This window comes from Pseudomonas simiae (assembly GCF_000934565.1).
GTDB classification, from domain to species: domain Bacteria; phylum Pseudomonadota; class Gammaproteobacteria; order Pseudomonadales; family Pseudomonadaceae; genus Aquipseudomonas; species Aquipseudomonas simiae.
Genome location: NZ_CP010896.1, coordinates 1,627,606 through 1,641,900 on the forward strand (window position 1 = coordinate 1,627,606; position 14,295 = coordinate 1,641,900).

General features: G+C 54.6%; 14 protein-coding genes and 1 tRNA gene. 7 read left to right on the forward strand and 8 right to left on the reverse strand.

Translation table 11 applies throughout. The annotated features are described in order from the left end of the window. Positions 1 to 134: 134 nt before the first annotated feature. Positions 135 to 929 carry a DNA adenine methylase gene (locus PF1751_RS07370; RefSeq protein ID WP_044286811.1) on the forward strand — a complete coding sequence of 265 codons (795 nt, stop codon included), beginning with the start codon at positions 135 to 137 and terminating at the stop codon, positions 927 to 929. 123 nt (positions 930 to 1,052) lie between these two features. Here the strand turns inward: PF1751_RS07370 and PF1751_RS07375 are convergent, their stop codons facing one another. Then, entirely contained in the window at positions 1,053 to 1,802 is a 750-nt protein-coding gene (locus tag PF1751_RS07375) for an SOS response-associated peptidase family protein (protein WP_044286812.1), read from the reverse strand. Positions 1,803 to 1,903: 101 nt separating this feature from the next. Between PF1751_RS07375 and PF1751_RS07380 the strand changes: the two genes are divergently transcribed. Both PF1751_RS07380 and umuC read left to right on the forward strand, forming a co-directional pair. Beyond that, positions 1,904 to 2,329 carry a LexA family protein gene (locus tag PF1751_RS07380; protein WP_044286813.1) on the forward strand — a complete coding sequence of 142 codons (426 nt, stop codon included), beginning with the start codon at positions 1,904 to 1,906 and terminating at the stop codon, positions 2,327 to 2,329. After that, a complete protein-coding gene (gene umuC, locus PF1751_RS07385; RefSeq protein ID WP_044286814.1) occupies positions 2,322 to 3,596 on the forward strand; it encodes a translesion error-prone DNA polymerase V subunit UmuC in 1,275 nt (424 codons plus the stop codon). The genes PF1751_RS07380 and umuC overlap by 8 nt, the downstream gene beginning before the upstream one ends. Before the next feature lie 66 nt (positions 3,597 to 3,662). On the opposite strand, the gene PF1751_RS28030 is transcribed toward umuC, so the two are convergent. The 5 genes from PF1751_RS28030 to PF1751_RS29075 all read right to left on the reverse strand — a co-directional run bounded on the left by PF1751_RS28030 (position 3,663) and on the right by PF1751_RS29075 (position 7,647). Next, a complete protein-coding gene (locus PF1751_RS28030; RefSeq protein WP_052806505.1) occupies positions 3,663 to 4,514 on the reverse strand; it encodes a hypothetical protein in 852 nt (283 codons plus the stop codon). 221 nt (positions 4,515 to 4,735) lie between these two features. After that, positions 4,736 to 5,407 carry a hypothetical protein gene (locus tag PF1751_RS28810; RefSeq protein ID WP_144407255.1) on the reverse strand — a complete coding sequence of 224 codons (672 nt, stop codon included), beginning with the start codon at positions 5,405 to 5,407 and terminating at the stop codon, positions 4,736 to 4,738. Positions 5,408 to 5,415: 8 nt separating this feature from the next. Next, positions 5,416 to 6,507, reverse strand: coding sequence for a ParA family protein (locus tag PF1751_RS07395; RefSeq protein WP_044286815.1), 1,092 nt, complete (start codon positions 6,505 to 6,507; stop codon positions 5,416 to 5,418). Positions 6,508 to 6,819: 312 nt separating this feature from the next. Next, complete coding sequence (locus tag PF1751_RS07400) at positions 6,820 to 7,035, reverse strand: hypothetical protein (RefSeq protein ID WP_044288109.1); 216 nt, start codon at positions 7,033 to 7,035, stop codon at positions 6,820 to 6,822. A gap of 541 nt (positions 7,036 to 7,576) precedes the next feature. Beyond that, positions 7,577 to 7,647, reverse strand: a tRNA-Ser gene (locus tag PF1751_RS29075). 155 nt (positions 7,648 to 7,802) lie between these two features. On the opposite strand from PF1751_RS29075, the gene PF1751_RS07405 reads away from it, so the two are divergent. Further along, positions 7,803 to 8,225: a response regulator gene (locus PF1751_RS07405; RefSeq protein WP_044286816.1), complete on the forward strand. Its 423-nt coding sequence runs from the start codon at positions 7,803 to 7,805 to the stop codon at positions 8,223 to 8,225. A 567-nt stretch (positions 8,226 to 8,792) separates the two neighbouring features. Here PF1751_RS07405 and PF1751_RS07410 read toward each other — a convergent pair. Then, complete coding sequence (locus tag PF1751_RS07410) at positions 8,793 to 10,019, reverse strand: MFS transporter (protein ID WP_021491031.1); 1,227 nt, start codon at positions 10,017 to 10,019, stop codon at positions 8,793 to 8,795. A gap of 282 nt (positions 10,020 to 10,301) precedes the next feature. On the opposite strand from PF1751_RS07410, the gene PF1751_RS07415 reads away from it, so the two are divergent. Continuing rightward, the gene (locus PF1751_RS07415; RefSeq protein WP_021491030.1) at positions 10,302 to 10,556 is read left to right on the forward strand and encodes a hypothetical protein; all 255 of its coding nucleotides are present in this window, start codon (positions 10,302 to 10,304) and stop codon (positions 10,554 to 10,556) included. 50 nt (positions 10,557 to 10,606) lie between these two features. Here the strand turns inward: PF1751_RS07415 and PF1751_RS07420 are convergent, their stop codons facing one another. Then, the gene (locus PF1751_RS07420; protein WP_044286817.1) at positions 10,607 to 11,572 is read right to left on the reverse strand and encodes a LysR family transcriptional regulator; all 966 of its coding nucleotides are present in this window, start codon (positions 11,570 to 11,572) and stop codon (positions 10,607 to 10,609) included. A 158-nt stretch (positions 11,573 to 11,730) separates the two neighbouring features. Here PF1751_RS07420 and PF1751_RS07425 point away from each other — a divergent pair, with 158 nt between their 5' ends. Together PF1751_RS07425 and PF1751_RS07430 are read left to right on the forward strand one after the other, a co-directional pair. Further along, on the forward strand, positions 11,731 to 13,050 hold the full coding sequence (locus PF1751_RS07425) for an MFS transporter (protein WP_010212187.1): 1,320 nt from the start codon (positions 11,731 to 11,733) through the stop codon (positions 13,048 to 13,050). Between the two features lie 13 nt (positions 13,051 to 13,063). Further along, a complete protein-coding gene (locus PF1751_RS07430; protein WP_044286819.1) occupies positions 13,064 to 14,293 on the forward strand; it encodes a Zn-dependent hydrolase in 1,230 nt (409 codons plus the stop codon). Positions 14,294 to 14,295 lie beyond the last annotated feature (2 nt).

The window sequence follows — 14,295 nt, forward strand, 5'->3', positions numbered from 1 at the left end:
AGGATGCGTCAACATCCAACCCGGCCACCTTCCCCGCAGATCGACCCTGCAAGTCCAGCCAAGGCTCCTGCTTCGTGCACAAAGCGGAGCGAGCCTAGCACTGTTTATCCATACAGCAAAGGTCTTGCTTATACATGTCCACACCCATCATCCCTTGGATGGGCGGCAAACGCCGTCTGGCCGACCGCCTTATTCCGCTCTTCCCACCCCACGAATGCTACGTCGAAGTCTTTGCCGGCGGCGCCGCGCTTTATTTCATGCGTCCCCAGGCTGCACCGGTTGAAGTCCTCAACGACATCAACGGCGACCTGGTGACGCTATACCGCGTCGTGCAAAACCATCTGGAGGAGTTCGTGCGCCAGTTCAAATGGGCGCTCAGCTCCCGCCAGGTATTCGAGTGGCAGAAGATGACCCGCCCTGAAACCCTCACCGACATCCAGCGCGCCGCCCGGTTTTTCTATCTGCAGCACCATGCTTTTGCCGGCAAAGTCACTGGGCAGACGTTTGGTACCGCGACCACAGGCCCGGCCATCAACCTGCTGCGGATCGAGGAGAACCTTTCTGCAGCTTGGCAGCGGTTGTCCGGCACCTATGTGGAGAACCTGCCGTGGCTGGACTGCGCTGAGCGCTATGACCGTGCACACACTTTCCACTACATGGATCCGCCTTACTGGCAGACGGCCGGTTATGGTGTGGATTTCCCCTTTGAAAACTACGAGCGCATGGCCGACTTCATGCGACGGTGTAAAGGAAAGGTGATGGTCAGCATCAACGACCACCCGGATATCCGTCGCGTGTTTGAAGGCTTTCACTTCGAGACGGTAGATATTCGATACAGCACAGCTAACCAGCGCCAAGGCAAAGCCGAGATCAGCGGTGAGTTGGTAATCATGAATTGGGAGCCGGCAGCGTTGGGTGGGCTGTTCTGATAGGTGCCGCCGTTTTGAACGGTGGCGCGTTGCCCTCACTGAACTAAAGTTGCTCCTGTAGCTCGTATTGCAGTCTTTTAACCTCACATTGGGTAGCAGATGGATAAGCAACTCGCGGGTCTTTCATTTCTGCTTACCCTGGTGTGGATCTCTGCAGTCGCCTTCGTGATGTGGTATCTGAGCTGATCTGTCTGGCTCAATCAGTTCTGGGCCCTGATTTCTAACATTCCCTACGGTCTTGCCTACGGGAAACCATTCAAACTCTTCCGTGGGTTGGCACAGCTCCTTTGCAATTTCCTCCGCTCGCGATGGGGTTATGCCGTGATCAAGCCACTCGTTGGCATGCTCTGGCGTCAGCACCAAAGGGCGCCGGTCGTGGATATCGACCATGCCCTGATCGCTTGCGGCGGTGATAATGACAAAACCATCGCCCTCATGAGGCTCCAACCCTGGATTGACCTGGGCAAGCGCTCCGAAGAACATCGGACGCCGGCTCTTCAGGCGGATGAAGTAGGGCTGCTTCTTCTTCGGATCGTCCGGATCTTTTACCCATTCATACCAGCCTTCACTGGGCACAATGGCCCGGCCATTCGGCCAGAGCTGTTTGAAGAACTTCCCGGTGGTGACCGTCTCAACCCTAGCGTTAATCGGATCCGGACGTTTTCCCGTCGCCCAGAATGGCGCCCATCCCCATTTCACTGCATCGATATGCAGCCCATCCTCTAAAGTGTGTAGAACCTGCACCCGCGTCGACGGTGCGACGTTGTAGCGATCAATAGGCTGAGCGTCATACCCGCTGAACAGCTCTATCTGCGGGCTCAGCTCTTCAATGAAGATCGCCATCCCTTCGTATTGCACGAATCGCCCACACATACGCACTTCTCCGCTTGTCGAAATCCCCTACAGAAAAATTGACCGCAGGCGTCCTACGAAGTTAACTGTACATTCATACAGTAATTGTAAAAGGCCGCATCATGAGCTTTACCATTCTAGGTCCCATCGCTGAGGTCGGCGCGAAGTTGCCGTTGTGCTCGTTCCAGGTTCCGGCCGGCTTCCCGTCGCCGGCAGCGGATCACATTGAGCAGCACATCTCATTGGATGAGGTCCTGAATATCCGTGCGCCCCACGTGTACCTGGTGGCAATCACCGGTGAGAGCATGCAAGGCGTCGGGATCTTCGATGGTGACTTGGCCGTGGTGGATCGTGCCATCGAGCCGATCCATGGGCACGTGGTCGTGGCGCTGCTCAACAACGAGCCTGTGTGCAAGCGCCTATGCAAGCGCGGCCGGGAGGTGGTCCTGCTTTCCGAAAACCCCAAGTTCCCGGCGCGCTACGTTCTCGAAGGCGACGAACTGTCGATCTGGGGCGTGATCACCAGCACAGTGCGCAGCCATGTCTAAGCAGCCAACCTTCGCACTGATCGACTGCAACAGCTTCTATGCCAGTTGCGAGCGGGTATTCCGGCCCGACCTGGCGAAGGTGCCCGTCGTGGTACTGAGCAATAACGACGGCTGTGTTATCGCCCGGAGCTACGACGCCAAACCCTTTATCAAGATGGGCGAGCCGTATTTCCAGATCAAGCATAAGCTCAAGCAGCACGGCATCGTCCCGTTCTCCTCCAACTATGCACTTTACGGCGACATGAGCGAGCGCGTGATGAGCCTGATCGAGGCGATGGTGCCGGCAGTGGAGGTGTACAGCATCGACGAGGCGTTCGCCGACCTGACTGGTATCGGTGAGCTGGATGTATTAGGCCGACAGATTCGCGCTCAGGTGCTTCGCTGCACCGGTATCCCTGTCGGCGTTGGTATCGCTCACACAAAGACCCTGGCGAAGCTGGCAAACCACACCGCGAAGCGCCTGCAGGCCCAAACTGGTGGAGTAGTCAACATCACCGATTCGGTTAAGCGTGACTGGGTGCTACGCAATACGGACGTGGCGGAGGTGTGGGGTGTCGGTCGCAAGATGAAACTCCATCTTGATGCCATGGGTATCAAGTCGGCTATGGACCTGGCTAAGGCCGATCCGTGGACGCTCCGTAAGAAGTTCAGCGTTGTGATCGAGAAGACCGCCAGGGAGTTGGGCGGCACGCCTTGCCTGGAGCTGGATGAGCCAGATCCGCCAAAGCAGGAGATCTGCTGCAGCCGCATGTTCGGCACGCGGCTGACCGAGCTGTCGCCCATAAAGGAGGCGGTGGCCACCTACATGATGCGCGCCTCTGAGAAGCTCCGCGCCCAGGGCTCGCTGTGCAAGAAGGTGCGGGTGTGCATCCGCACTGGCATGTTCAACCCAGAGGAGGCGAAGTATGCCAACGGGGTTGTGGTGGATATGCCGTACCCCACTGATGATGTGCGGCTGCTTACTCAAGCAGCGGTGGGTGCGCTTGATCGGATATTTCGACCGGGCTTTAAGTACAGCAAGGCTGAGGTAATGCTGCTCAATCTTTGTCAGCCAGGTGAGTACACCGATGATTTGTTTGCTATATCTCAGCCGGCTGAGGCAACTCGGGTGATGACAGTCATGGACCAGATCAATGAGCGATGGGGTAGGGGCACTTTGCGTTCGGCTTGTGTGCCGGCAGATCCTGATTGGGGCATGCGTCGCGATATGATGAGCCAGAGTTACACGACGAAGCTTGATCAACTATGGTCTGTAGTCTGTAGGTAGCGGCAGCTTTCGGCCAATAGCTGCCGGCCAGCAGTAACTAATGTTACTCCGTTTTTCTGAGCTTAGTTAACCGAGAAAAAGTCGAGCCCATGTTTTTCTACGTAGAGTGTCTGACTTTGTTGCAAGTGAGAAAACAAAGAACTCGTACAGGTGTGGAATAACCGGAAGTTCGAGCTGGTGTCTGCGCTCGTAGTCCATAGCTTCATCAGCGATATATCTGAGAGCGTTATACAGCGGAGTAATGAATTTTACTATTTTCCAAACTAGGTGCGGGGAAACTTTCTGGATTAAGTGCATTCTCCAGTAATCGTCGAACAGGGTCATCGGATGGCCATCGAAATCGAACCTCGCAGAGTAGCCGACTAACCCTGCTTGATCCATTTGGTACATAATTCTTTCGGCATCCTTGTCGAGTTTTACATACCCTATTTCGGTTCTCGCTGCTTCTTTACATATTGTGTACCAGTTGCCCAAAGGTCCGCGATCTGCTGTGGTGTTGTTGAGTTCGCGAAGATTGTAATATCGAGCCTTATTCCCAAAGCTTTCCAAAAAGTCTAGAATTTTGTCTTCTACGCTGCCGGAAACCGGTGCGACAACCTTCTCGTACCCCCATTTATTGCGCACTTTAAGCGCATGCAGATAAGTTGACTTAATGTTGTGACCGTATTTTCTGCGTAATTCTTCATCTGTCGGAGGTGTATAGTTATTTTCGAGCATGTGATTAGTAATAACCACAAGCTTCAGAATTCGCTCGAATCCTATTGTGAGTTGAAAGAATGCTGAGTAAAAATTTCCTATTTTGCTCTCGTCAAGATTCGCTTTTAAAAGCAAGTCGATTCCCGACAGTAATGATGCTCTAGCGAGATGTCCCTCCTGCTGAAGCAAGGTAAAGGTACGGCTGAATCGAAGGTCGCGCATGGTGTCCATCCTGGATGAGCTTTGCCCGCTTCTGAGAAGTAGTCGGCAGGGATTGTGAAGGCGAGTACCACTACTCACGGAAGACAGTTATCGGCCAACAATAGACTTTTACTCCCATGTGAGAGCCAGCGTGCTCATTGGCTTAGTTAAGTTCCCCCATAAACGATGTCTATAGGCGAGTGCCGAGTATATTGTGATTGTTTTGTTAGTTATTTTGAATTTCAAATTATTTGAATTCGGCCTCCCTCAAATTTTGGAGGCGTGTGATTTGTTCTTAAAATTGCATCTGAGTAATTAGCAAGCCATATCCCCTTCTCCCTGATGGAAGATGTGTCACTGAATTTTAGGGAGTTAACAACATTTCGGATTGATTGTTTAAGCAGGCGCGGTCGTTTGTCTTTAGTTATGCCAATATAATCTATGAAGTACAATCCATCATCTTCCTTCACTATCTCAACAGAAGGAGAAGAGTTGGGGTATATAAGATCAATTACATCTGGTGCGATGACCACTCGGGGATAGCGTGCTGATTTACTTTCCACATTGTACGCATCGATAAGGCCTGCGCTAAACGTAAAGGTTCCATTTGTAAAGTGTTGATTTACTGCTACACCTCCCCTGCATAGCAGTTGTTCATCAAGTAGATATCTTTGATATTCAGCGATACTCGTGATAAAGGGTATGAAATGCGATGCGTCATATGGGCGAGAAATTACTATTGAGTCCGAAAATTGGATTATGTTCAGATCTGGATCTGACTTGAAGATCTCTGCACATTTTTGATGACAACGCAGAAGCTTTTCAAGATGCTCTCCAGAGCCTGAGCGAACTTCCCTATCTACCAAGGCTTTAAATCCAAGAATATCAAGGAAAGCTACGAAGTGGATCTTCATGGTTGTATTCATGGCTTCTTCGCATCAAACTCATTGATAATATCTGAAATCGATCCAAAAAGAGTTTTATAAGTTGCCATTCTTTTTTGTGCGCCGCTCCAGTTATTTCCCTTCCAAGGCTTAAGGCTTTTGGTGATCAGTGCTGTGTCAGCTTGATCAATATTAAAAACGGCCTTTCCTACCTCCTGCATAAGCGGGGCAAGTTGGTTGAAGTCAGGTATTTCAACTGATATTGAATAATCCGCAGACTTTACTTTTTGCGTAGGCAAATACAAGGGTTCGCTGATGGGGTCATTGAAGTAAATCGGTTTTAGTTTTTCATCAATCTCCAGGGGGAGACGTTGCATCCAAAGTTTGAAGCCTGGCTTCGCTTCACCCGCATATTTCTTGAAGGCTTGAACGACAGCACCAAGAAATGCCGGCTTACCTGAGCGAATGGGCATGTCTAAAGATTCGTATTGCGAAACTACTTGCTGATGTTCCTTCATCCAACGCTGCAAAATGTGCGAAAGAGTTCCGATGGCTTGCACATTAAAACGATCAGGTGCGACCGGAATAAAGAAACCATCACACACAAGAAAAAAGGCTCTTGTTAAGGCTCCTGAACTAGGGCCAACATCTATAAAGATATAATCAAACTTTTCTTTTTTCGCAAGCCGGATGAGAAAGTCACCAATTGCGACATAGGTCCGCATAAGGTTTGTTCTCATGCTCATTCTTTGAACATGTGCTTCTGCTAAATCATCCTCAATAGAGCTTAAGTCAACGGCACCTCTAATTAAATACAGGTTTTTGTGTACTTCTACTGTTTTAACCTTGTTTATATCAATAAATGCCGCATCACCTTTTATTCTCTGATTCAGAGCATCAAGTATACTAGTCCCGGGTAATTCGCTTACTTTGTGATTTGCAGATTTCGCTGCGGCCGCATCAAGACTTTGTATAGTTCGAGCCAGTGCGATTTCGGTAAGGTTGCACTGGGGGTCGGCATCGACCATGAGTACTTTTTTGCCGGAGTTGGCCAAATAAGTCGCGATATTAAAGGTGGTCGTGGTTTTGGATACACCGCCTTTATGGTTATACAAAGTAATAATTTTCAAAGGGTTATTCCTTTTCCCGTTTAGGGTATTCATTGCATTTATGAATAAATCACACTAGCCAATGGCCACTGGTGAGCTTTTTAACACAGATTTCAGGATCAGGGTTAGCCAGGGAGTTTTCCAGAGGCTCCCACTGAGAAAATCGCCCCGAGGGGAGACCGATTCGTGATTGACGTGACGAATATCAGATTTTGGCCTAAGCAACCTTAGGGGAGCATCGACTGCCTTTTACTTAAAATAGCGTGTCATACAAATTAATATTAACCATCACCAGGCTTGCCCGCTGCGATTCTGAAAGGACATAGAAGTGGCTTAGCCGGCACCTGAACCCTTGAGCTTGGCTAGACCCTGTTTGATGTGGCCAGCGTTTTCACCAATCGTTTGCAATGCTCCGCGGATATTATCCCCAAGGTCTGACTCCCCCTGCTGTTCGACATGTAGTGTCAGTTCCATCAAGGCGGCCTCAAGGGCCAGCTGGTTGGTGTACAGCCTCTCCAGTACATCTGACAGGGAATAATCACCTAGCATGGCGTCGACTCTTTTCCAGAAAAGTACAAGCATAGTACGGGTAGTGCCTTTGTCAGGCAGGAATCGCGGATTGCTTAGAAATTGCTACAAAAGCAGAGAGACTACGGCGGGTTAGCCAAGTTGGCGGGTGCGTTGGAGGAGGGCTACGCCCAATCCATCATCGGGCGGATCGTTTCTCTAAAGCCTCAATCGCCGAGCGTGGGGCAAAAATGGGGCAAACCATACGCCAATCTATGCCATCTAATGCCGAATATGCGCTTATGCAATCGGATGCATGCACGCATTACGGCCAGCAACCTCGGGCCTATCCCCAAAAATCCCTTACATACCCATACACAATGGGGGGTTGCGGTAGGATCAGAATCAGAGCTGTCTAGCATGATGGGTCTGAAGCGGGGAATGGATGGCGTTACGTCGGGACACTTCAGTGTGACGGAATGTCTAGCCGCTGGTGTTTGTTACAAAACGTCAGGAGCCTGCAAAAAATACAAACAGACGCCTGGTGGAGGCGGGTTAGGCTGGAGGCCTTGAAAAATAGCGGAGCGGGTGAAGGGAATCGAACCCTCGTTATCAGCTTGGAAAGCTGTCTACGGTTATTTTTGACTACACCGCTGCCGTTTGCAAAGCCCAGCAATGAAGAATCACCCTTAAAAATTGGTGCATTTCTCATCCGTTAGAAGTCATATTTCCTCCCCCAAAATGCGCCTACAATGTACAGGTTAATACCTCCCTCAAGCGGAATTCTGACCTCGGCTAGGAATCAAATAGTGTATCTAGAATGGGAAAAACTCTCGCCAGTCACAGGACGGGTGATCGTGGTCGAGGACGATCCAACTCTTCGCATTTTGATGGTCGATATCATGACCGAGATCGGTCTTCATTCAGTTGACTTCGAAACCGCCGATGACGCTTTGATTTATCTACTGAGCATGCCGGAGGGGTGTCCGCTGGTTATCGCGGATCATGGTTTGCCAGGTCAACTCCAAGGTGCGGAATTCATAGAAATGGTGAAGGCGAAATGGCCCTCTACCGCTACGATTCTCACGTCCGGCTACGCGCTTGAGCCCTCCATTGTGCCCTCTCCAACGACGTACCTGAACAAGCCCTGGTCTTTGAATGATTTGGTGATGGCAGTTGCAAACCTGCTTCAACCTGGGGCCCCCCTCGGAAAACGTCGTGACGGTTTTTGATAACGGTGAGGTTGCCGGGTGCTATCGGAGTAGCACCGGCCGAGTTCAGCGGGGCAGTGCCAGTCAGACGGAAGGATTTAGGGCATAATTAGGGCAAACTCAGGACCGCTGTAGACCTTGATACGCCATATGCGGCGCGAGAAAACACCGAATTTGCTGGCCGGGAGCGGTCCTTAGAGATATGAGAAGGGGTTCGAATCCCTATCTCTCCGCCATATTTAAAAAGCCCCGAGCGCTTAACCGCCTCGGGGCTTTTTTGTGTTTGGGGAAATGCCTTCTCTTTCGCGCCCCCCAAGCACCCGCCAATATCCGTAAATAGCCTAATACGAGAAACGCGGTGACGCCTGGAGAGCCCAGATCCGTCGCAACGGATAGAGGCGAGAAGGTTTCCGGCTGTCAGAGATTGAGTTATCGACGCTTCCCTTGCCGTCGTTTAATGGCTCCGAACGCCTTGATGCAGATTCCCGGTGCTGATCTCCGGGAATAGCGGTCATCGCTTACCCCCATTAAACGAAAAAGCCCGCTGAGCTCAACACCCAGCAGGCTTTTCAGTGACTACGTTCCCGGTCAGGCAGGCTGCGCTGCCAAGCTATTGCTCACATTCCGCCCCAGCACCAGCACCGTCACAAAACCCACGCCTACCAATGCGGTCGCGAGGCTCAACAGCACGGCGCTGCCCATCTGGTCGACGATCCGTCCGCCGAAGAACGAGCCCAGCGCAATAATCACCTGGAACAACGCAACGAACAGCGGCATGCCACGCTCCACATCCTTGGGCGCTACGACAAACATCCAGATACTGGCGCAGGCCGGGAAGGCGCCGAAGGCGAAGCCCCAGAGTGCGATCAGCATGGAGGCGCCGGTCAGGCCGGTGGCGAAGTAGGGGAACAGGGCGGTGCTGGTGCCGATCATCAGCGCGACCAGCAGCAGGGTGTAGCGCACGCTGCGGTTGGCGGCGAAACCGGCAAAGATGTTACCTGCTACACCGGCCACGCCAAACATCAGCAGCAGCGAGCCGATGGTCGGACCATCGAAGCCGGAGCTGTTCTTGAAGAAAGGCGCGACGTAGGTGTACGCGGCAAAGTGTGCAAGACCGATCAGCAATACCGCGATCAAACCGACCCGAGCCCGTGGATTGATGAACAACGCCGGCAGGTCGCTGACAAGAATGGGTTTTTCCGGCTTGAGTATGGGGAGCAGGAGGACCTGTGCCAGCAGCACCGGTAAGCCCAGCAACGCGGTGACCAGGAAAGTCATGCGCCAGCCCATCAAGCCACTTAGCCATGTGCCTACGGGCACGCCGAGTACGGTGGCCAGTGTCACGCCCATCATGATGATCGAGGTGGCCTTCGCGACATCCACGCCTTTGGGTGCCAGGCGGCCGCTGAGGGCGATGGCTGTGGCCCAGAAACCGCCGATGCTGATACCCAGCAATACGCGACCGAATAGCAGAAGGCTGAAATCACTGGCGAAGGCCACCACCATGTTGGCGATGATCATGATCAGCGTCAGGCCGATCAGCAGATAACGGCGGTCCATGGCGCCAATGATCACCGACAGCAGGGGGGCGGCGAGCGCGGCCATGATGCCGGGCAGGGTGACCATCAGGCCGGCGTGACCGGCACTGATGCTCAGGTCCGCAGCGACATCGTTGAGTACGCCCACTGGCAGAAACTCGCTGGTCACCAAGGCAAAGGCGCCCACGGCGACTGAGAGAATCGCCAGCCACTGCTGTTTGACGCTCTGTTGATTATGTTCGGGAAGGCCGCGAGGGGCCTGGCTGGCACTTGGCATAGTGTTGGGTTCCAGGGTGAACGTCGCCCGAAGCCAGGCGAGGGGGAGGGAATTAGGAAGCGATTATAGGAATCAGTGCTGAAAATCGAGCAGGCGCTCGTTTCGATAGTAATCATCAGTGCTATCGATGCGACGCTCTAGCACGCACTGCATGACCGATGCACCTTTCTCACGGACTTGCAAAACGTTGCCTACAGGCAGCGCATTGCAGTGGCTCCTGCAGTTTATTACGTTGTGATAGCGCACTCGATCAGGCGCTAACCACTGCAAAGGAATTGCATCATGAGCAAGAACACGAAAAAAACCTCCGGCAAGATAGCTACCCTGGCGGCCGACACCCTCAATAATCCAGACGCTTCGGTCATTGCCAAAAGCCTTGCCGCTTCAGCGTTGGCTCAGCGCAGTACCGAGAAGCAGACAAGCGCTGTGCTGGAGGAGAAGGCGGGGAAAGTGCTTCAAAGCGACCAGTACAGTGAGGCTGCAAAATCCCTTGCGGCCTCGGTTCTCTCCCAAGCCAATAAAGAACGGGGACGCTGAGTAAAAGGTTCCCTGTTGTTCTGGCTTGACCACTCCCTTCAGAGAGGCGTTCATCCACTTTTAGAAGCGTGCGCGCCGTGGTCAGCCAGGCGCGCTGTCAGGCTCTGAATAAACACGGTTTCCGCGCGGCTCATCTTCTGCTCTCGATTCCACAGTAGGTGAATGTCCACGTCCGTTATTCCCCCATCCGGCGGTAACCGCCAGAGCAGCCCGTTTTTCACATCATCCGCGACCACATGGATCGGCAGGCAGCCCAGGCCGAAGCCGGCGATCACCAAACGCCGCACTTCTTCCAGGCTTGAAGACGACGCCACAATCCGCCCACTGAACCCTTGCTGGTCGCGGAAAATCGTCAACGGTGAGAGCATCCCGCCAATCTGGTCGCTGGTAAAACTGACGAAGTTCTCCGATTGCAGGTCCCCCTCCGCCAAACCGATGCGCCCGAACAGCGGATGGTGTCGCCCACAAAAAAACGCATAACGCTGGCGCAGGAGCAGGTGTTGTTCCAGACGTGGCTGTGGCCGACGGTTAAGGCTCAGGCCCAGCGTCGCGGTTTTTTCCAGGAGCGCGGCGACGATGTCCGAACTGCGCATCACCTCGACTTCCAGGTCTACCCGAGGGTGTTCACGATGAAAGTCCGCCAGGTATTCATCGAAGGTGTCCGAGTTGATCCGGCTGATCATCAGCAATCGCACTTTGCCGATCACTTCATCACCGGGTTTTTGCAGGGCGTTACTCATCTGCGACACCTGGCCATACATCTCGCCGGCGATGGCGAAGATCTGCTCACCGGCCTCCGTCAGCACAAAGCGTGGACCCCGGCGAACGATGAGTTGGCAATCGAGTTGTTCTTCCAGCCGCTTGAGTGCCTGGCTGATCGCCGGTTGGGTCAAGTGCAGACGGGCGGCGGCGCGGCTGATGCTCAGCTCCTGGCCGATCACGCGGAACGTGCGCAGCAGGTTCCAGTCCAGGCGGTCGTTGAGCAAAGGGTGAATGTCGCGGCGGGCGTCGGGCATGGTGAAGCTCGATAATAAGCAGGATTTATAATTGGAATAATAAATAGAAAATTGACTAATCATAGCCCCAAGACGATAAATCACCCTCAACAAGCGCCATCAGAGCGCATGCGTTCGACCTTTCTCCTGCCAAAAAAATAACCAAAGGAGCCAGCCCCATGAAGCCTTCCGCTTCGCCCCAGCCTCGCCGTGCTGCGGCCGCCGCTTTTATCGGCACCATGATCGAGTGGTACGACTTTTACATCTACGCCACCGCCGCGGCGCTGGTGTTTGGCCAACTGTTTTTCCCTTCTGACGACAAGCTCTTTAGCACCATGGCTGCGTTTGGCACCTTTGCCGTGGGTTTCTTTGCGCGGCCGTTGGGCGGCATTGTGTTCGGGCACATCGGTGACCGGATTGGCCGCAAAAAATCCCTGGTGATTACCCTGGTGATGATGGGCGTGGTCACCGTGTGTATCGGTCTGCTACCGACCTACGCGCAGATCGGTGCCGCTGCGCCAGTACTGCTGGTCCTGCTCCGCGTGGTGCAGGGTATTGCCGTCGGCGGTGAGTGGGGCGGCGCGGTGCTGATGGCGGGCGAGCATGCGCCCAAAGGCCGGCGCAACTTCTTTGCTTCCTTCGCGCAATTGGGCAGCCCGGCTGGGTTGATCCTGTCACTGTTGGCGTTCAGTGCGGTAACCCGCCTGCCGGAAGACGAGCTATTGAGCTGGGGCTGGCGCGTGCCGTTCCTGGCCAGTGCGTTGCTGTTGGTGGTCGGCCTGGCGATTCGCCTGGGCGTGAACGAGTCGCCGGAGTTTCTTGAAGACAAAGCCCTGGCGGAAAAAGCGCGGGCGATCAAGAAAGACCAGGCGCCCGTCATTGAAGTGCTGCGAACCGCCTGGCGTCCGCTGCTGCTGTGCATCGGTGCCAACACCCTGGGCATCGCTGGCGTGTATTTCACCAACACCTTCATGATTGCCTACAGCACTCAGCAACTGGGCCTGCCGCGCTCGTTGATTTTGGAGTGCCTGTTCTTTGTCGCCATCATCCAGTTCTGCGTCCAGCCGTTGGCTGCCTGGGTGGCGGAGAAGGTCGGTGCCACGCGTTTCCTGTGCGCGATGACCGTATTGGCCATGGCTTCGCCTTACCCCATGTTTGTCCTGGTCAGCAGCGGCCAGGCGCCTTTGATCATCCTCGGCATCGCCCTGGCAGTGGTGTGCATGGCGTCGTTTTATGCCGTGATCGCCGGCTTCGTCAGCGGCCTGTTTGAAACCCGCGTGCGTTACACCGCGATTTCCCTGGCGTACCAGGTGTGCGGCGCCCTGGCGGGTGGCCTTACGCCATTGATCGGAACCTGGCTGGCCCACGAATACCAAGGCCAATGGTGGCCAATGGCAGTGTTTTACAGCTTGATCGCGGCGGTCTCGCTGGTGTGTGTGCTGGCGTTGTCGCGCCGCCATGCCTCCGCGCACCGTCTTGAAATGGCCCATAGCGTTTGAGGGAGTGATTGTAATGTTGAAGATCAACGGCGAGCGCCTGTGGGCCAGCCTGATGGCCATGGCCGAGATTGGCGCCACGGCGCGCGGTGGCAGTTGTCGCTTGGCCTTGAGCGGCGAAGACCAAGCCGGTCGCGAACTGTTCAGCCACTGGTGCGCGGCCGCCGGGTTGAGCCTGAGCGTGGATGCCATCGGCAATCTGTTCGCCCGCCGTGCCGGTACGGACAAGGACGCGGCACCGGTGATGATGGGCAGTCACCTCGACACACAACCCGAGGGCGGCCGCTTCGACGGTGTCTACGGTGTATTGGCGGGTCTGGAGGTGATTCGCAGCCTGGACGATCACGGGATCCAGACACGCAAACCACTGGAAATTGCGGTATGGACCAACGAGGAGGGCGCCCGTTTTACACCCGCCATGCTCGGTTCGGCGGTATTCACCGGCACCCTGGCGCTGGACAAGGCCCTGGCCACTGCCGACGTCGATGGTATCAGCGTGGCCGAGGCCTTGCGTGCAACTGGCTACAACGGTTCACGCCCACTGGGTGGCGCGGTGGATGCGTATTTCGAAGCGCATATCGAACAGGGCCCGATCCTTGAAGACAATGCCAAGAGCATCGGTGTGGTCACCGGTGGACAGGCAATTCGCTGGCTGGATGTGCGCGTCGAAGGTATGGCTGCCCACGCCGGCACTACGCCGATGCCGCTGCGTAAAGACGCGTTGTATGGCGCCGCACAAATGATCCAGGCGCTGGAGAAACTGGCGGCGGATTTTGCCCCGGAAGGCCTGACCACTGTAGGTGAATTAAGCATCGCCAAATCGTCGCGCAACACCATCCCTGGTCTGCTGAATTTCACCGTCGATTTGCGTCATCACCGCGACGACGATATCGACGCCATGGAACAACAGGTGCGCCGACAGTTGCAGGCCATCGCCGAGCAACGCGGACTGTCCGTGACCGTCAGCCCACACTGGATCAGCCCGGCCACGCCCTTCGACGCCGACTGCGTCACCTGCGTACAAGCCGCCGTGGATGCCCTGGGTTACAGCCAGCAAACTATCGTCAGCGGTGCCGGTCACGACGCCATCCACCTGGCGCGCTATTGCCCGACGGCGATGATCTTCATCCCTTGCGTCGGCGGCCTCAGTCACAACGAAGCCGAAGACGTGTTGCCCGAGGACGTGCGCCAGGGCACCGACGTATTGCTCAATGCCGTGTTGAAGCGCGCCGGCCAGGTTCAGTAAGG